We start from the raw sequence: 16,154 nt of genomic DNA, 5'->3' as shown, positions 1-16,154 counted from the left end.
CGCCAGGTTGACGATCGAGCTTGGCATGGCTCGCGGGACGGCATCTGCCCGCTTGCGCAAGGGCGATACACTCCACGCCGCCCGCGAGCTCATACAAGCGACAGCCTGCTCACTTTCCTTACTGAACCGCAGCGCCCCGCGAACTGAATTGCTGCCTGAAGAAAAAATCTCCGATTGCATCGCTCGGGCCTTCGTTCCTGCGAATTGCGATCTGGTCAGCGGGATAATCGAGGCTTTGCTCGTGCTGTTTGCAGATCACGAACTGTCCCCGGGCACATTCGCAGCGCGGATCGCTGCATCAAGCGGCGCCCCTCTCCATTCCTGCGTCACGGCAGCGCTCTGCACGATGACCGGGAGCGAAATCGGACGCCATTATGCCCAGATGGAACAGGTGTTTGTGCGATCCGGCGATGCCAGCCGGATCATCGAACGTGCGCGCGCCGCCATCCGGTCAGGCAGTTCCCCGCTGGGATTTGGACACCCCCTCTACCCGGCAGGCGACCCCAGAGCCGAACATCTTTTCCAGTTGATGCGCCAATGTGGCCCGGCAACGCAAGATGGGGAGAATATCCTGCTCTACGCTGAAACGATCGCTCGCGAATTTGAGATCCACCCTCGCCATGAGTTGGCGATCCTCGCCCTGACGACCGGGCTTGGCTTTCCGCACGGTTCCAGCGCCGGGCTGTTCGTCCTGGCGCGACTGCCCGGCCTTGTTGCGCACATTCTCGAGCAGCGTCTCGATGGAAGGATATTGCGGCCCAGAGCTAAGTTCGTCGGGCTAAGTTCCTTGGGCTAAGCTCGCTTTGGCACGCCGAGCCTTGAGACCGGCCACAAGCGCAGCCAAAAGCGCAAGGAGCGCGGCCATTGAAAGGCCCGCGTCCGACCCGGCGCCGAAGAAATGGAAGCTGCACGCCATGAGAGCTGCACCGATGGTCTGACCCGTCAAGCGCGCGCTTGCCTGCATGCCGGCAGCAGCTCCACTGCGCTCCAATGGCCCCGAGGCCAGCATCGTTCGATTGTTGGGGGTCTGAAACAAGCCAAATCCAAGGCCGCTTATGAGCGAACAGCCGAGCAGGCTGACCAGATGATTTCCTGTCGGCACAAACGTGAAACAGACCAATCCCAAGGTAAACAGGAGAAGACCGCAAGTCGCGAGCGCATCCAGTGGAGAATGCATGGAAATCCTGCCAGAGGCCAGCGCGCCTGCAGCGACGGCGAATGCCCAGGGTGTAATGATCAGCCCGGTCATAAAGGTGTCGATGCCGAACCTGAAATTCAAAAGAAAGGGCAAAGCGATGAGAGCCATCGTCTGAGCAGCAAACGTAAGCAGCGAGGCAAGGTAGGCAAGACGTAAGGCGGGATAAGCCAGCAGGTCGACGGGAAGCATCGGCTTGCCGGAATTCCTTTGCTTGCGCACCAGAACTACAAGCGCAGCCACGCCGAAAGTAGCCTCGAATACGGTTGCATAACTCAAGCGCCACTGCGCGAGATTGATGAACGACAGCGCAAGCATCCCCAGTCCTGCGGCGCAAAGAACAGCCTGGACCTTGGCAAAGCCTTTGGCGCCACCCGTCTCGTCAGGCAGCGCCCGCCAACCCGCTAAAAGCGATAACGCGCCGATAGGCAGGTTTATCGCAAAGAGGATCGGCCACTCTGCAACCCGCAGCAGCACGGCAGCGACAGTGGGGCCGGCTGCCGAGGCAATGGCGACGACAAGAGCATTGTAGCCTATGCCGCGTGCGACCCTGGATTGCGGATAGATATATCGAATAAGGGCGCCATTGACGGACATGACCCCGCCCGCACCAAGCCCCTGAAGCGCCCTGCATATCGCCAACCCCTCCAGGTTGCTCGACAGTGAACAGCCGATCGATGCGATCACGAAACAAATCAGCCCCGCCTGATAGACCTTGCGGTAGCCAATCCACTCGCCCAGAGCCGCGAGCGGAAGCAAAGTCATCATGACCGCGATCTGATAGGCATTCACGATCCAGATGGAAGCAGCAGGCGAAACATCGAGCGCCGCGCCAATCGCAGGCAGCGCGACATTTGTAATCGAGCCGTCGATAGTTGTCATGCCGATGGCCAACCACATTGCCGCCGCCGCCATCCAACGCTTTCGCGGCGCAAGCCCCCGGTATGGCTCACCCAAACTCATCGCGCATGCCTTTCGTCCATGTCGGTGCTGAAAAGCCGCTCAATATCGCAGCGTCAGGCTCATCATGCCATAAGTCCCACCGCCATAGCCCGCCCGCTTCAGGACGTTGCCGGCAAAGAGATGCTCGCTTTCGGCAGACAAGGTAACGTGGTCGTTTACTGCCCAGGAAGCCACGACCCTGGCTTGCGAGCCTACCGTCCGACCGGAAACGTTCTGTGTTCCAGCATAAGGTCGCATCAGACCGCCATAGACTGCGTCATTGCGGGCCAGACGGTGAAGAAAAGCGTAATCAGCGGTGATAGTCACCCCTCTTGTGGGAATAACGGCAATGGTCGGTGCCAATATAGCGACGTTGCTCTGACTGATGAGCAAACCTTCACCCAGATAATTCGAGCTCGCGTAAAGCTGATTGAAGCTCTTGATAGGGCCATCCGGGTCGAAGCTGTTGCCTCCTGAGCCCATATCAAGACGAAATCCGGCACGAACTCGAACGCCCTTTTCCTTCACGAGGACGCTTTGAACCAACGACGCGGCCCAGGCATCGATGTTTCGGCCCTTGTGCTCACCCGTCTGACGAATGGCGGTCCAGTCCACCGACACGGGACCACGGCTGCCCCACAAACGTATGCCAAAACTCTTGCGCTTGTCGGCCCCTTGCGATGGGCCAGCCAAGCCCCTGACATTCGATGTCACAAATAGAAAGGGATCGAGGTAGATATTTCCCGCTCCCTTTCCGCGGGCGACAACGATACTGGCGTTCACACCCTTAAGACGTTCATCGCCATTTACCTGTTCATCGAAGGCACCATTGCCAAGCCGCGTCACTTTATACGAGAAGGCGCCGACGCGAAAATTGCGACCGTGCACGTATGTTCTGAGACCATTCCATGTCCGATGCAGATTGGGGCCGTCGCTGATTGCGATCAACTGTCGCGGTCCATCGGAGAACTCCATCCGTCCAACCATCGCACCGATCAGATAATCACCGACATGCGTTGCCGCCTCTGCAAATAATTGCTGGACCGCCACATCATTCCGGTAATTTCCAGGAGTGACCGTGCCTCTATAGTTCGGCGTAAAGCCGTTCCCATGGCCACCGACCTGAGCGCTCCCAAGTTCACCATACACACGAAGATGCTCTCCCAGATGCATGTCGGCACCAGTGACTACGCGAGACTCCAACTGACTGAAATCGTTTCCTTCCATCAACGCGGCGTCGTCGTAAGCGTCGATGCGAACGCGCGCTTCCGCGCTGAGCGTCAAGGTCACATCGTCGCCGATCAGGGGCATGGCCTTTAAGGCAGGGGCCTCACCATCACGCCTTAGTCGAGACCAGTCTTCAGCCCATCGTTCGACAAAGAACGGTCCGGCAGCAGGCCCCCAGCCTGCCGCCTGCATCGGGTACGGCTCGTTCTCAGGAGTAACACGAGAGCCTGATGAAGTCTGGCTCACGACCCCCTTTTCCTCGCGAGGCTTGTCGCGAACTGCTGGCGCAGCACTTTCCTGCGCGCTCGCCTCACAAGCGCACGCAACAATCAAAAACCCGGTGACTGCACCAGAAAAGGCACCCATTCTTGAATCCTCTCGCAGGGTGACCGTCGTTGCGGTCGCTATTTTTATGGGGCCCCGGCACGCCAGGAACGCTGTTACCTGAGCCGTGCAGGCGGCCACTGAGATGCCCCGCCGCCCCCGGAAACACATCAGAAATCATTCTATATCAAAGTTATATAGTTCGATATAGATGTTTTTTGCAATCATCTGAAAATCTTCGCACCTGAAGGGGGTAGCAGCCCACCGTATTGGTTTTCCTTACTTTTCTGGCCTGACATGCGAACCGAAGCGAGGTCGAGGTCGATCCGCAAAGGCGTTTGCCCGTCCCTCCCCCTTGCCAAGAAAGATCGCGGATGGCTCTTGCATTACTTCTATCTAGAGGTATTCTCGCTCGAGTCTCTGATCAGCAAGCCGACGTAAAGATCGGTTGCGACGGAGGCGAGAAAGTTCCGCTGCGACCATGCCACAGCGGCAAATCTGGAGACTGGAATGCCTGGGATAGGAGCCCCCGCCAACGAGCGGACGTCTGCGCTAGCGCAATTGGATGACGCACCGCTGGGCGCAATGCAGATCAGAACTTTTGTATTGTGCGCCCTGGTGGCACTGCTTGACGGGATCGACAATCAATCGATCGGGGTTGTGGCGCCGCTGATGGCCAAAGACCTCGGGCTGACGAAAACCTCCCTTGGACTGATTTTTTCGATCGCGCAGATCGGTGCGACCCTCGGAGCACTGGGTTTTGGACCATTTGCAGATCGATTTGGTCGCAAGACCGCGACGCTCGTTGCGCTTTCCGGCATTACAATATTCACTTATCTGACGGCCCTGACGCCAACCTTTGCCGGGCTTCTGCTGGTGCGGTTTGCAGCAGGCATCGCATTAGCCGGCGCCATACCCTGCGTCCTTGCCTTGGGGTCTGAATACGCGCCCCTGAGGCTGCGAGGCACGGTCGCCAGTGCAATCTTCGCAGGCTATCCCCTGGGAGCATCGATCGGCGGCGTTGTCAGCGCTTACCTTCTGGCCTCCTACGACTGGCGTTGGGTTTTCTACATCGGCGCACTCATGCCGTTTCTCACGCTTATTGTCCTGTGTTTCTATCTGCCGGAATCGCTTCGCTTCCTGCTGTCAAAGGGCGGGCGCGAAGACAGCATCAAACGCATAGCTGCATCCTTGGGGATCACCATCGAGGCTTCGGAACAGACGGCAACGCCCATTGCCGCCCGCAAGACCAAAGTACCGATCTCGCGCCTTTTCACGAATGGATTGCTCGCATCGACCATGCTTTTGTGGGTGCTGTATTTCTTTTGTTATGCAATGACGAAGATCATGGTCGTGTGGCTGCCAAGCCTGCTTACCGATATCGGCTTTGGCGTTTCGGATGCCGCCTTAGCCCAGGCAAGTTTCAACCTCGGCTGTGCATTGGGAATGGCAGTGGCCGGACATCTCGTCGATCGTTTCGGCGCCGCGAGGGCTCTGGCGCCGGCGCTCATGCTAGGCGCTGGTTCCGTTGCCCTTCTGGGCATCGCGGGGCACAGCTTCACGCTCGTCCTTGGCGCGGCCGCCGGCGTGGGACTGCTCATCGGTATCGGGGGTTCGGGAGCGCATTCGATCGCCGCTACCCTGTACCCAACCGAAATCCGCACCACCGGGCTCGGTTGGGGAATGGCCTCCTCGCGGCTGGGCCAGGTTATGTCGCCGATGCTTGTGGCATCGCTTCTTTCCGTCGGCGTTGCAGGCAGCGATGTCTATTTTGTCCTCGCCGTGTTCCCAGTGATAGCGGCCTTCGCTGCAATCGGGTTGGGCGCCTCGATAAACCGCCGCACCCGGGCCGCCGAGCGCCACACGGCGACCGAGCAAACAATGCAAGTGACTGCCGCAGGATGATCGAAGCCTCGCCTGCCGCACCGAAGGCCCGGTCTCTTTCGTTTGTCTTTATGGTTTTCACGGGCTTTCTCGCCATTGGAATTCCTCTTCCGGCGATCGTGTCTTTTGTGCGGCAGGAGTTAGGGCTCGGGTCGACCTTGGCGGGTTTGGCTTTCGGTTCGCAGTCGCTCGCCACGATCCTGTCCCGCCACGCAGCAGGATCCATGGTAGACAGGCACGGTGCGCGCCCCATTGCCTTAGCCGCCATGCCGGTTCTGCTGCTTTCGACAGGCCTGTATCTGGGCAGTACCCTCACTGGCTCCGCTTATACCCTTGTCTCACTTGGCCTTCTACTTTGCGGCCGTGTATTCGCAGGCATTGGAGAGAGCTTTCTGCTCATAAGCGCGATGGTTTGGGCGATAAATCTATCGGGGATATCGAATTCAGGACAAGTGATGGCACGACAAGGCCTCGCAATGTTTCTGGCGATCGGTGTCGGTGGATTTGTAGGTGTCGAACTTATGACGACTTCCGGCTTTGCTTCGGTCGCGTTCGTCGGGGGGGGCCGGTCTGCTTGGCGACGTTGATTGCGCTCACGCTTCCTAAAACCACCAGTGCACCAAATCCCTCATCGAAGGGCGCTACGGTTTTCGCGGTCCTTGCTCGCATCTGGCGTCCTGGCCTTGTTCTGGCGTTTGCTACCCTTCCGACCGCTGCCATGTCCGGCTTCATCACTCTAGCATTCGAAGCTCGTGCTTGGCATGGAGCAGGCGCCGCATTGTTAGCCTTTAGCGCCGCGTTCATTACCGTCCGCTTGGTCGGGGCACGTCTCATCCTTCGATACGGTCTGATGACAGTGTCACGGATATCGTGCATGATCCTGTTGGCAGGTCAACTCTCCCTTTTCCTCGCCACCAGCCAGTGGCTTTCCGTTTTAGGCGCTATTGCTAGCGGTATAGGCTACTCACTCGTTTTTCCTGCAATGGGTATCATCTCAATGAACGCCCTCCCAGTGCAATTTAAGGGCAGGGTAATAGGCCTCTATTCGGCCTTCTTCGACGGTTCGCTGGCAATCACCGGCCCAATTGTCGGCATGTTAGTTGCCAAATTCGATGCCGACATGATATACTTATTCGGCGCCTTCGGAGCAGCATCGAGTTTGGGCTTGCTCCTCAGCATACATTATCACGATTCCAATCGAAATCCTTAAGTCGATTTACAATCTTTTATAATATTTTTATGTTGGATTAATTTTCCAAATATAGCATCTTACACTGCAAGCTCGATGTGTCAGCAATTACAAAACCTCGCTCAAAACTATTCCCGATTCAACGAAATGCACTCGCATCGATCACGTAGTTCATGCGCAACTCAACTGGCTTCGCGGCCGAAATTGAATTCATCTCACTGTTCAACTCCAAACAGCCGTTCTTGGTGAAAGCTTGAGATAAGGCTGCGATAGCGGCACCGTAGCTGGAATATTTAGATGATGCGCTTGCCCGCCGGATCGCTCTGGCAGGCAACCGCATCACATTTCCTCAGGCCAATACAGGCGCATCGGATTGGTCACCAGCAGTTTGCGCTGCAGTTCCGGCGTCGGCGCGATGCGCGGGATCATGTCGACCAGATGCCCGTCGTCAGGGATCGCGTCCTGCATGTTGGGGTGCGGCCAGTCAGTGCCCCACAGCACGCGGTCCTGATAATCCGCGACCAGCGGCGCCACGGCCTCCGCAAAGGCATCCCACGGATCGCCAGTCGGATCGAGACGGTCGGGGCACGTCGCCTTGAACCATATGTCATCACGGCTGTTCAGGAACGCGCGGAACGCCTTCATGTCGGGGCCGTCCGGCCCCTGCGTCACGTCGGGGCGGCCCATGTGATCGATCACCAGCGGCACCGGGATCGCGTCCATGAAGGGGCGCAGTTCCTCAAGAATGTCCGCCTCGAAATAGATCACGACATGCCAGCCTTTCGGCAGGCGGTTGGCCACTTCGAGGAACTTGTCCTTGGGCGCATCGTCGACAAGACGCTTGAGGAAGTTGAAGCGGATGCCGCGAATGCCGCCTTCGTGCAGGGCCGCAAGCTCGCTTTCCGAGATCGCCGGATCGACAACGGCAACGCCGCGTGCCTTGCCCTCACTTTTGGCGATGGCATCAAGCGTGGCGGCATTGTTCGTGCCGTGGCAGCTTGCCTGCACGATCACGTTGCGGGCAAAGCCCAGATGATCGCGCAGGGCGAACAGCATGTCCGGCCCGGCGTCCTCGGGCAGATACTTCGCCTTGGCGCTGAACGGGAACTGCGCCATCGGCCCGAAGACATGGCAATGCGCGTCGATCGCGCCTGCAGGCGGGGTGTAGAGCGGCTTCGACGGAGCGCCGTGCCAGGAAACGATACGATCAGACATAGACAATCCCATCCATCAGCTTGCGCGCAGTGCGCAGCAGAGCAGCGCTGGTAACCGCGCCGTTTTCATCGGTTTCGAGCACGCAGGTCATCTCACCGGTCGGGTGTTCGACCGATAGGGTCTTGCGCGCAGCCGCCGGAACATGCGCCACTTCGGCAGCGGGTGAACCTTCGAGCAGGCAGGCCGTCGCCACCGATACCGCGCCCAGCACGCCGATCGTCGCATGGGCGCGATGCGGGATGAAGCTGCGCACCGTCACCGCCCCGCCATTCTTGGGCGGCGCGACGAGCATCATCTTGGGCACGGACTTGTCCGTCACGTCGCCCAGATTCATCCGTTCACCCACCGCAAGGCGGATCGCCTCTATCCGCGCCTTGAGTTCTGCATCGGCATCAAGCGTTTCGCGATCCTCGTAACCGGTGACGCCCACGTCCTCGGCCTTGAACACCACGCAGGGCATGCCGTTGTCGATCAGGGTAACCGGCACGCCGTTCACCACATCGACCGCATTGCCGGTAGGCAGCAGCGCGCCGCATGAGGAACCGGCTGTATCGCGAAACTCCAGCGGCACCGGGGCATGGGTTCCGGGCACGCCGTCGATGGCGGCATCGCCTGCGTAAGTCACCGTACCACCCGGCGTCTTCACGGTGGCGACGGCAACCTGCCCGGTGTTCTCCATGTAGATCGCCACCCGCGTTTCATCGCCGGTCGCAGCCACAAGTCCACGCTCGATCGCGAAGGGACCGATCCCTGCAAGGATATTGCCGCAGTTCTGCGCGTCAGTGACGACAGCCTTGTCGACGAAGACCTGCAGGAACAGGTAATCGACGTCGATCCCTTCGCGCGCAGATTTCGCCACGACGGCGACTTTGCTGGTCAGCGGATCGGCGCCGCCCATGCCGTCGATCTGGCGCGGATCGGGGGACCCCATGACGCCCAGCAGAAAGGCATCGCGCGCCGCCGGGTCGGCGGGCAGATCGTCCTTCAGGAAGTACCCACCCTTGGACGTCCCGCCGCGCATCCACATGCAGGGAGCGCTGACGGAAGGGTCAGACATACTTCAGACCTTCCTTCTCCAGACGCTCACGCATCTTATACATATCGAGGCCAAGCACGCCGTTCGCCAGCTTCTCGCGCTTTTCGCCTTCGTTGGCTTCGCGGGCCTGCGCGGCGGCAAGCACTTCTGCGGCCTTTTCGCGCGGGACCACGCAGACGCCGTCGTCGTCAGCCACGATCACGTCGCCCGGCTGCACCGCGGCATTCGCGCAGACCACCGGCACGTTGACCGAACCCAGCGTGTTCTTGACGGTGCCTTGCGCATAGACCGCCTTGGACCAGACGGGGAAGTTCATCTCGGTCAGGTCGCGCACATCGCGCACGCCTGCGTCGATGATAAGGCCACGGCAGCCGCGCGCCTGCGCACTGGTGGCCAGAAGGTCGCCGAAGTAGCCGTCTTCGCAAGGGCTGGTCGGAGCGAGCAGCAGGATATCGCCGTCCTTGAGCTGTTCGATGGCGACGTGCACCATCCAGTTGTCGCCCGGCGCCGCGCTGATCGTCACCGCCGACCCTGCGATACGCGCACCGCTGTAGATCGGGCGCATATAGCTGGCGAGAAGGCCCGTGCGGCCCTGCGCTTCGTGGACGGTGGCCACGCCGCACTTGGCAAGACCGTCGATCACCGCCGGATCGGCACGCTCTATGTTCTGGACGACGATACCACTCATGACATGCACTCCTAGTTTTGTCCCGAGATGGCGAAGGCGGTGCCACAACGGAAAGAGAACTTTGGAAAGTGCGATAGGATTTGGCTAAGAGTGGGTGCATGGACATCTGGACTCTGAACCTGCGGCACCTTCATGCGGTGGAGCGAATTGCCCGTTTGGGAACGGTCAATGCCGCTGCCAGCGCCGTGAACCTTAGCCAGCCTGCGATAACACAGGCATTGGGCCGTCTGGAGGACACGCTTGGCCTGCCGCTGTTCGAGCGCCGCCATGACGGTATGATCCCGACGCGCGCTGGCGAAATCCTCAGCCCTCGCATCGCCGCCGCGCTGGCCCATGTGCGCAGTCCGCACGTCACCATGTCCCGGATGCGCGCGATGCTTTCGGTGGCGGAGACGGGCAGTTACACCGGGGCCAGTCAGGCGACGGGTCTGTCAGTGCCGTCCATCCACCGGGCGGTCAGCGACTTGTCGCTGGCGCTGCGCCGTGCGCTGGTGAGCCGCCGGGGCAAGTTCGCGATCACCACGGACGCGGGCAACCAACTGGCGCGCGAATTTCGGCTGGCGCAAGTGGAGCTGGAAGCGGGCCTGTCCGAAGTCATGGCCCTGCGCGGACACGAAACCCGGCGCATCGCCATCGGCGCCATGCCGCTTTCGCGCGCCCGCATCCTGCCCGCCGCCGTCGCGCGGTTTCTTGCGCGCAGGCCGCAGGTTCGGCTCACCATCGTCGAAGGATCGCGCGCGGAACTGGTCGAGCCGCTGCGGAGCGGCGTGATCGACGTCATGGTGGGGGCCTTGCGCGAACCCCTTACCGAACCGGACCTTGCCCAGCACCGCCTGTTCGATGACGTTCCGGCCTTCTATGCGCGCCATGGCCATCCTTTGGCCGGGGCTTCACTGAGTGGCGCGGACATGGCGCGGTTTCCCTTTACGCTCGCACCGCGCGGCACTCCGCTGCGGGACGGTTTCGAGGGCTATTTCACGAACCTTGGCTTGCCTTTGCCGCCGGTTCCGGTCGAGTCCGGGTCCGTCATGATGATCCGTCAGGTCCTGATGGGAACGGACTTCATAACGCTGCTGTCGCCCGATCAGGTATCCGTGGAAGTGGAGGCCGAATGGCTGCGTCCGCTGGCCCGCCTGCCCGAACGCTTCGCCCGTACAATCGGCATGACGACCCGCGCCTCGCTGCTTCCCACCGAGGTCCAGTCGGAATTCTTCGCCGATCTAGAAGCCGCCTCCCGCGAATGCGGCATCACACAAAGTTAGCGCAGTCTTATAGCCCTTCGCCAGTTCCGATTTGCCGCGCAAAGGCCGCGCCGCCACCTAGAGCGGCATGAGAGGAACAATAGCCCTGATCGGCTTCGGCGAGGCCGGGTCGACTTTCGCCAGCGCCGCCGGATGGGAATCGCAAGCCGCAGCGTTTGACGTTGCCGCTGCCCGTCGTCCCGCGATCGACGAACTGGGCGTGACGTCCTGCGACAGGGCGGCGCAGGCGCTCTCCGGCGCATCGCTGGTCCTTTCGCTGGTGACCGCCGATCAGGCGCTGCATGTCGCGCAGGAATGCGCCGGGCTTATCGCACCGGACGCCCTGTTCTGCGACATGAACTCCGTCGCGCCCGGCACCAAGCGAGAGGCCGCCCGCGCCTTTGCGGACGCTGGCAGGCGCTATGTTGACGTTGCCGTGATGGCCCCGGTCAACCCGGCCCGCATGGCCGTGCCGCTCAACATATCCGGCCCTGATGCGGCGGAGGCGAAAAGCGCCTTGCATGATGCGGGCTTCACCAGAATCGCCGTTGTTGGCGATGCGATCGGCCGCGCCTCCGCGATCAAGCTGGTGCGCTCGGTCATGGTCAAGGGCGTGGAGGCGCTGACCGCCGAGATGATGCTGGCCGCCCATGCCGAAGGTGTCGCCGATGCCGTCCTCGCCTCTCTGGACGCTAGTGAGAAGTCGATTTCCTGGGCGGAACGTGCCGACTACAACCTCGACCGTATGCTGGTCCATGGCCGCCGCCGCGCCGCTGAAATGGCCGAGGCTGCGCAGATGTTGCGCGATCTGGGCATCGACCCGCTGATGACTGAAAACAGCGTCGCCCGCCAGCAGGCACTTGGCGATCTGGACATCGAACCACTGCCGGAGGGCTTCGCAGCGAAGCTCGCCGCCATTACCGCTACACCTAAGGGAGAGAACTGAGCCATGTCGCTCGTCATCGACTGTCACGGTCACTACACCGTCCTGCCCAAAGCCCACGACGCCTGGCGCGAGGCCCAGATTGCCGCGTTCAAGGCAGGCGAACCGATCCCCGCTTACCCCGAGATTTCCGACGAGGAAATCCGCGAGACGATCGAGCAGAACCAGCTGAAGCTCATCAAGGAACGCGGCGCCGACCTGACGATCTTCTCCCCCCGCGCTTCGGCCATGGCGCACCACGTCGGCGATCAGGCGATTTCCGAAGAGTGGGCCTTCCACTGCAACAACCTGATCGCCCGTGTGGTCGCGATGTTCCCCGAGACGTTCGTGGGCGTGTGCATGCTGCCCCAGTCGCCCAAGGCGGACCTGACGGCCTCCATCAAGGAACTGCGCCGCTGCGTTGAGGAACTGGGCTTCATCGGCTGCAACCTCAATCCCGATCCGGGCGGCGGCCATTTTGAGCACCCGCCGCTGACCGACGAATACTGGTTCCCGATCTACGAAGTCATGTCCGAACTGGACGTGCCCGCGATGATCCACGTTTCGGGTTCGTGCAACCCGGCGATGCACGCCACCGGCGGCTTCTACATCGCGGCGGACACCGTGGCCTTCATGCAGTTGATGCAGGGCGACCTCTTCGCGAAGTTCCCCAAGCTGCGTTTCATCATTCCGCATGGCGGCGGCGCAGTGCCTTATCACTGGGGCCGTTATCGCGGGCTGGCAGACATGCTGAAGAAGCCCAGCCTTGACGAATATATCATGAACAACGTGTTCTTCGACACCTGCGTCTATCACCAGCCCGGCATCGACCTGCTGGCCGATGTGATCGCCAACAAGAACATCCTGTTCGGCTCCGAGATGGTCGGCGCCGTGCGCGGCATCGATCCGCAGACGGGCCATTATTTCGACGACACCAAGCGCTATGTCGACGCGCTCGACATCAGCGACGAGGAGCGCCACGCGATCTTCGAAGGGAACACGCGCAAGGTCTTCCCGCGCCTCGACGCCCAATTGAAAGAGCGCGGCCTGTGACCGACAAGCCTGTGAGCGACATTCACGAATACCTCGGCGCGTTCGACGATATTCCCGGCACGCGCGTCTACACCGCCGCGCGGGCGCGTCAGGGCTATCATCTGAACCAGTTCGCGATGAGCCTGATGAAAGCGGAGAACCGCACGCGCTGGCTGGCGGACGAACGCGCCTATCTGAACGAATGGCCGATGACTCAGGATCAGCGGGAAGCCGTGCTCGCGCGCGACTATAACCGCCTGCTCGATCTGGGCGGCAACATCTACTTCCTGTCCAAAGTCTTCTCCACCGATGGCCTCAGCTTCCTGCAGGCCGTCTCGACGATGACCGGCATGAGCGTGGAAGAATACAAGGCGATGATGGACGCCGGGGGCCGCTCGCCTGAAGGTGTGCGCTCGATCAAGGGGAACTATTGAAATGGCCCGCATAACCGCAGGCATCGCCACCAGCCACGTGCCGCTTCTGGGCGTCGCTGCCGATACCGGCAAGGATCGCGACGCCTATTTCGGCCCGATCTTCGCAGGCTACGACTGGACGCGCGAGTGGATCGCGCGAGCAGAAAACAAGCCCGACGTCGTGATCCTGGTCTACAACGACCACGCATCCGCCTTCGACATGAAGATCATCCCGACATTCGCGATCGGCTGTGGCGAACGCTACAAGCCTGCCGACGAAGGCTGGGGTCCGCGCAAGGTGCCCGATGTGGAGGGCCACCCTGATCTCGCCTGGCACATCGCCCAGAGCCTGATCCTCGACGAATTCGACATGACCATCATCAATGAGATGGACGTCGACCATGGCCTGACCGTGCCGCTGACGATGATGTACGGCGCGCCTGAGAACTGGCCCGCCAAAGTCATTCCGCTGGCCGTCAACGTGGTCACGTATCCGCCGCCATCGGGCAACCGCTGCTGGGCGCTGGGCGAAGCGATCGCGCGCGCCGTCGCATCTTTCGGGGAGGACCTCAACGTCCAAATCTGGGGCACCGGCGGCATGAGCCACCAGCTTCAGGGGCCGCGCGCCGGGCTGATCAATGCCGAGTGGGACAACATGTTCCTCGACGGCATGGTCGGCACCACGCAAAAGCTACGCACGATCCCGCATATCGAATACCTGCGCGAAACCGGCTCGGAAGGTATCGAAATGGTGATGTGGCTGATCATGCGCGGCGCGCTGGGCCGCGAGACGAAGGCGCTGCATCGCCATTACCATGTGCCGTGCTCCAACACCGCGATCGGGCATATCGTGCTTGAACCGGTGGACGGCACGGTGCCGCCCAGCCCCACGCTGGAAGGCAACAATGCCGCAGCGCAGGCTGCGATCTGAATTTCATCCATTTCCAAGGAGAATACCATGCGCATAGCCCTCGTGGGCGCCGGTGCTTTCGGTGAAAAGCACCTCGACGGCCTCAAGAACATCGACGGCGTGGAAATCGCCTCGGTCATCAGCCGGTCGGCCGAGCAGGCCGCCGAAGTCGCCGCGAAGTACGGCGCCCCGCACTCCGGCACCGACCTTGCCGAAGCACTGGCCCTGCCCGACGTCGATGCGGTGATCCTGTGCACCCCCACGCAGATGCACGCCGAGCAGGCGATCGCCTGCATGGATGCCGGCAAGCACGTGCAGGTGGAAATCCCGTTGTCGGACAGCTGGGCGGATGCCGAGACGGTCGTCGCCAAGCAGAAGGAAACCGGCCTCGTCTGCATGGTCGGCCACACCCGCCGTTTCAATCCTTCGCACCAGTACGTGCACAACAAGATCGCCGCAGGCGAGCTGACGCTGCAACAGCTGGACGTGCAGACGTACTTCTTCCGCCGCAAGAACATCAACGCAAAGGGCCAGCCGCGTTCCTGGACCGACCACCTCCTGTGGCACCATGCCGCGCACACGATAGACTTGTTCGCCTACCAGTCGGGCCGGATCGTCGCCGCCAACGTGTTGCAGGGGCCCAAGCACCCGGAACTCGGCATCGCCATGGACATGTCGATCCAGCTCAAGGCGGAAACGGGCGCGATCTGCACCCTATCGCTTTCGTTCAACAACGACGGCCCGCTGGGCACCTTCTTCCGCTACATCGGCGATAACGCCACCTACATCGCGCGATACGACGACCTTGTGAACGGCAAGGAAGAACCGATCGACCTGACCGGCGTAGCCGTATCCAACAACGGCATCGAACTGCAGGACCGCGAATTCATCGCCGCGATCCGTGAAGGACGCGAACCCAACTCGTCGGTGGGCAAGGTGCTCGACTGCTACCGCGTGATTGGCGAACTAGCCGCCAGCCTCGAAGCGCAGGACGGCTGGTCCTGATGACGACGCGCATCCTCGCGGACCGGCGGGTCCATTGCGTTGGCCTTGGCTGCATGAACGTCGCTTGGGCCTACGGCAACCCGCCTTCGCGCGAGGATGCGCTGGCCCTGTTCCGCCACGCGCTGGACAGCGGCTGCGATCATTTCGACACCGCCAACATCTACGGCAGCGGCGCGAGCGAGGATATCCTCGGCGAAGCCATCATGGACCGGCGCGACGAGTTTCTGCTCGCGACCAAGACCGGCATACTCGTCGATGGCCCGCACCGGGGGATCGACTGCAGCCCGGCGGCGATCACGGCCTCGCTCGATGCCAGCTTGAAGCGCCTTCGCACCGATCACGTCGATCTGTTTTACATGCACCGCTTCGACCCCAAAGTGCCGATCGCGGATTCGGTCGGCGCGATGGTTCGCGCGATCGAGGCGGGCAAGATCGGTTCTTACGGCGTGTCGGAATGGTCAAGCACACACATCCGCGAGGCCCACGCCGTCCATCCGATGGCGGCGGTGCAGACGGAATACTCGCCGTGGACCCGCAACATCGAACTCGGCGTGCTGGGCGCCACCGACGAACTTGGCATTGCCATGGTCGCCTTCTCGCCCATAGCGCGCGGAGCGTTGGGGGGTGAACTGCGGGATATCGGAACGCTCACGGAGAAAGATCTGCGCCGGTCGCATCCCCGCTTCCTGCCCGAGAACTGGCCGGCGAACCGAGCGCTGATCGATCAATTCGATGCGCTGGCCGCGGCAAACGGTGTGACCCCTGCCCAACTTTCTCTCGCATGGGTGCTCTCACGCGGCGCCCATTTGCATGTCATTCCGGGCACGCGTTCGATCGGGCATTTCGATCGAAACCATGCGGCGACGGACATAGTCATCCGGGCCGAGGTGCTCGATCGCGTTGGCAAGCTGATCAACCAGGAAACGGTAAG

The 16,154-nt window shown here is 61.3% G+C and carries 17 protein-coding genes; 11 read left to right on the top strand and 6 right to left on the bottom strand.

Annotation, left to right across the window (positions count from 1 at the left end; all coding sequences use genetic code 11):
• A partial coding sequence (locus tag ACIQ17_RS20685) for a citrate/2-methylcitrate synthase (protein ID WP_398470948.1) occupies positions 1-796 on the top strand: 796 nt, incomplete at its 5' end.
• Here the strand turns inward: ACIQ17_RS20685 and ACIQ17_RS20680 are convergent.
• Complete coding sequence (locus ACIQ17_RS20680) at positions 779-2,110, bottom strand: MFS transporter (protein WP_398470947.1); 1,332 nt, start codon at positions 2,108-2,110, stop codon at positions 779-781. The two genes, ACIQ17_RS20685 and ACIQ17_RS20680, sit on opposite strands and share 18 nt — an antisense overlap.
• Before the next feature lie 87 nt (positions 2,111-2,197).
• Entirely contained in the window at positions 2,198-3,730 is a 1,533-nt protein-coding gene (locus tag ACIQ17_RS20675; RefSeq protein ID WP_170066013.1) for an alginate export family protein, read from the bottom strand.
• Between the two features lie 519 nt (positions 3,731-4,249).
• On the opposite strand from ACIQ17_RS20675, the gene ACIQ17_RS20670 reads away from it, so the two are divergent.
• Genes ACIQ17_RS20670 through ACIQ17_RS20660 form a run of 3 tightly spaced genes read left to right on the top strand, consistent with a single transcriptional unit; the run spans position 4,250 to position 6,782 of the window.
• Positions 4,250-5,593, top strand: coding sequence for an MFS transporter (locus ACIQ17_RS20670; RefSeq protein WP_186378973.1), 1,344 nt, complete (start codon positions 4,250-4,252; stop codon positions 5,591-5,593).
• Positions 5,590-6,159: an MFS transporter gene (locus ACIQ17_RS20665; RefSeq protein WP_103098062.1), complete on the top strand. Its 570-nt coding sequence runs from the start codon at positions 5,590-5,592 to the stop codon at positions 6,157-6,159. The genes ACIQ17_RS20670 and ACIQ17_RS20665 overlap by 4 nt, the downstream gene beginning before the upstream one ends.
• The gene (locus ACIQ17_RS20660) at positions 6,147-6,782 is read left to right on the top strand and encodes an MFS transporter (RefSeq protein ID WP_398470946.1); all 636 of its coding nucleotides are present in this window, start codon (positions 6,147-6,149) and stop codon (positions 6,780-6,782) included. Before ACIQ17_RS20665 ends, ACIQ17_RS20660 begins: the two co-directional genes overlap by 13 nt.
• A 118-nt stretch (positions 6,783-6,900) precedes the next feature.
• Here the strand turns inward: ACIQ17_RS20660 and ACIQ17_RS20655 are convergent, their stop codons facing one another.
• The 4 genes from ACIQ17_RS20655 to ligK are packed head-to-tail and all read right to left on the bottom strand — an operon-like array spanning position 6,901 to position 9,700.
• Positions 6,901-7,101 (bottom strand): hypothetical protein, encoded by a 201-nt coding sequence (locus ACIQ17_RS20655; RefSeq protein ID WP_145206793.1) that lies wholly within the window; start codon positions 7,099-7,101, stop codon positions 6,901-6,903.
• Positions 7,101-7,976 carry an amidohydrolase family protein gene (locus tag ACIQ17_RS20650; RefSeq protein WP_103098060.1) on the bottom strand — a complete coding sequence of 292 codons (876 nt, stop codon included), beginning with the start codon at positions 7,974-7,976 and terminating at the stop codon, positions 7,101-7,103. Before ACIQ17_RS20650 ends, ACIQ17_RS20655 begins: the two co-directional genes overlap by 1 nt.
• Positions 7,969-9,033 (bottom strand): 4-oxalomesaconate tautomerase, encoded by a 1,065-nt coding sequence (locus ACIQ17_RS20645; RefSeq protein WP_103098059.1) that lies wholly within the window; start codon positions 9,031-9,033, stop codon positions 7,969-7,971. The genes ACIQ17_RS20650 and ACIQ17_RS20645 overlap by 8 nt, the downstream gene beginning before the upstream one ends.
• Positions 9,026-9,700: a 4-carboxy-4-hydroxy-2-oxoadipate aldolase/oxaloacetate decarboxylase gene (ligK, locus tag ACIQ17_RS20640; RefSeq protein ID WP_103098058.1), complete on the bottom strand. Its 675-nt coding sequence runs from the start codon at positions 9,698-9,700 to the stop codon at positions 9,026-9,028. Before ligK ends, ACIQ17_RS20645 begins: the two co-directional genes overlap by 8 nt.
• Positions 9,701-9,798: 98 nt before the next feature.
• On the opposite strand from ligK, the gene ACIQ17_RS20635 reads away from it, so the two are divergent.
• The 7 genes from ACIQ17_RS20635 to ACIQ17_RS20605 form a co-directional block, all read left to right on the top strand.
• Entirely contained in the window at positions 9,799-10,962 is a 1,164-nt protein-coding gene (locus ACIQ17_RS20635) for a LysR substrate-binding domain-containing protein (protein WP_103098057.1), read from the top strand.
• A 67-nt stretch (positions 10,963-11,029) separates the two neighbouring features.
• Entirely contained in the window at positions 11,030-11,887 is an 858-nt protein-coding gene (locus tag ACIQ17_RS20630) for an NAD(P)-dependent oxidoreductase (RefSeq protein ID WP_103098056.1), read from the top strand.
• Between the two features lie 3 nt (positions 11,888-11,890).
• Entirely contained in the window at positions 11,891-12,916 is a 1,026-nt protein-coding gene (locus tag ACIQ17_RS20625; RefSeq protein WP_103098055.1) for an amidohydrolase family protein, read from the top strand.
• On the top strand, positions 12,913-13,329 hold the full coding sequence (gene ligA, locus ACIQ17_RS20620) for a protocatechuate 4,5-dioxygenase subunit alpha (RefSeq protein ID WP_245892739.1): 417 nt from the start codon (positions 12,913-12,915) through the stop codon (positions 13,327-13,329). The genes ACIQ17_RS20625 and ligA overlap by 4 nt, the downstream gene beginning before the upstream one ends.
• 1 nt (position 13,330) lies before the next feature.
• Positions 13,331-14,239: a class III extradiol dioxygenase subunit beta gene (locus tag ACIQ17_RS20615; protein WP_103098054.1), complete on the top strand. Its 909-nt coding sequence runs from the start codon at positions 13,331-13,333 to the stop codon at positions 14,237-14,239.
• 27 nt (positions 14,240-14,266) lie between these two features.
• On the top strand, positions 14,267-15,223 hold the full coding sequence (locus ACIQ17_RS20610; protein WP_103098053.1) for a Gfo/Idh/MocA family oxidoreductase: 957 nt from the start codon (positions 14,267-14,269) through the stop codon (positions 15,221-15,223).
• Positions 15,223-16,154 (top strand): aldo/keto reductase (locus ACIQ17_RS20605; RefSeq protein WP_398470945.1); only part of this gene is annotated, 932 nt, incomplete at its 3' end. The genes ACIQ17_RS20610 and ACIQ17_RS20605, both read left to right, overlap by 1 nt.

The sequence above is a fragment of the Tardiphaga sp. genome (genome assembly GCF_044340795.1).
Taxonomy (GTDB): domain Bacteria; phylum Pseudomonadota; class Alphaproteobacteria; order Rhizobiales; family Xanthobacteraceae; genus Tardiphaga.
The sequence above is the reverse complement of the archived record's forward strand: the minus strand, read 5'-3'. Positions and strand labels throughout refer to the sequence as shown.

Excerpts from the sequence above, each read along its gene's own strand:
- ACIQ17_RS20625 (WP_103098055.1), top strand. The coding sequence starts at position 11,891 with ATGTCGCTCGTCATCGACTGTCACGGTCACTACACCGTCCTGCCCAAA.
- ACIQ17_RS20675 (WP_170066013.1), bottom strand. The coding sequence starts at position 3,730 with ATGGGTGCCTTTTCTGGTGCAGTCACCGGGTTTTTGATTGTTGCGTGC.
- ACIQ17_RS20680 (WP_398470947.1), bottom strand. The coding sequence starts at position 2,110 with ATGGCGGCGGCGGCAATGTGGTTGGCCATCGGCATGACAACTATCGAC.
- ligK (WP_103098058.1), bottom strand. The coding sequence starts at position 9,700 with ATGAGTGGTATCGTCGTCCAGAACATAGAGCGTGCCGATCCGGCGGTG.
- ACIQ17_RS20645 (WP_103098059.1), bottom strand. The coding sequence starts at position 9,033 with ATGTCTGACCCTTCCGTCAGCGCTCCCTGCATGTGGATGCGCGGCGGG.
- ACIQ17_RS20655 (WP_145206793.1), bottom strand. The coding sequence starts at position 7,101 with ATGCGGTTGCCTGCCAGAGCGATCCGGCGGGCAAGCGCATCATCTAAA.
- ACIQ17_RS20635 (WP_103098057.1), top strand. The coding sequence starts at position 9,799 with ATGGACATCTGGACTCTGAACCTGCGGCACCTTCATGCGGTGGAGCGA.
- ACIQ17_RS20650 (WP_103098060.1), bottom strand. The coding sequence starts at position 7,976 with ATGTCTGATCGTATCGTTTCCTGGCACGGCGCTCCGTCGAAGCCGCTC.
- ACIQ17_RS20665 (WP_103098062.1), top strand. The coding sequence starts at position 5,590 with ATGATCGAAGCCTCGCCTGCCGCACCGAAGGCCCGGTCTCTTTCGTTT.
- ACIQ17_RS20610 (WP_103098053.1), top strand. The coding sequence starts at position 14,267 with ATGCGCATAGCCCTCGTGGGCGCCGGTGCTTTCGGTGAAAAGCACCTC.
- ACIQ17_RS20630 (WP_103098056.1), top strand. The coding sequence starts at position 11,030 with ATGAGAGGAACAATAGCCCTGATCGGCTTCGGCGAGGCCGGGTCGACT.
- ACIQ17_RS20615 (WP_103098054.1), top strand. The coding sequence starts at position 13,331 with ATGGCCCGCATAACCGCAGGCATCGCCACCAGCCACGTGCCGCTTCTG.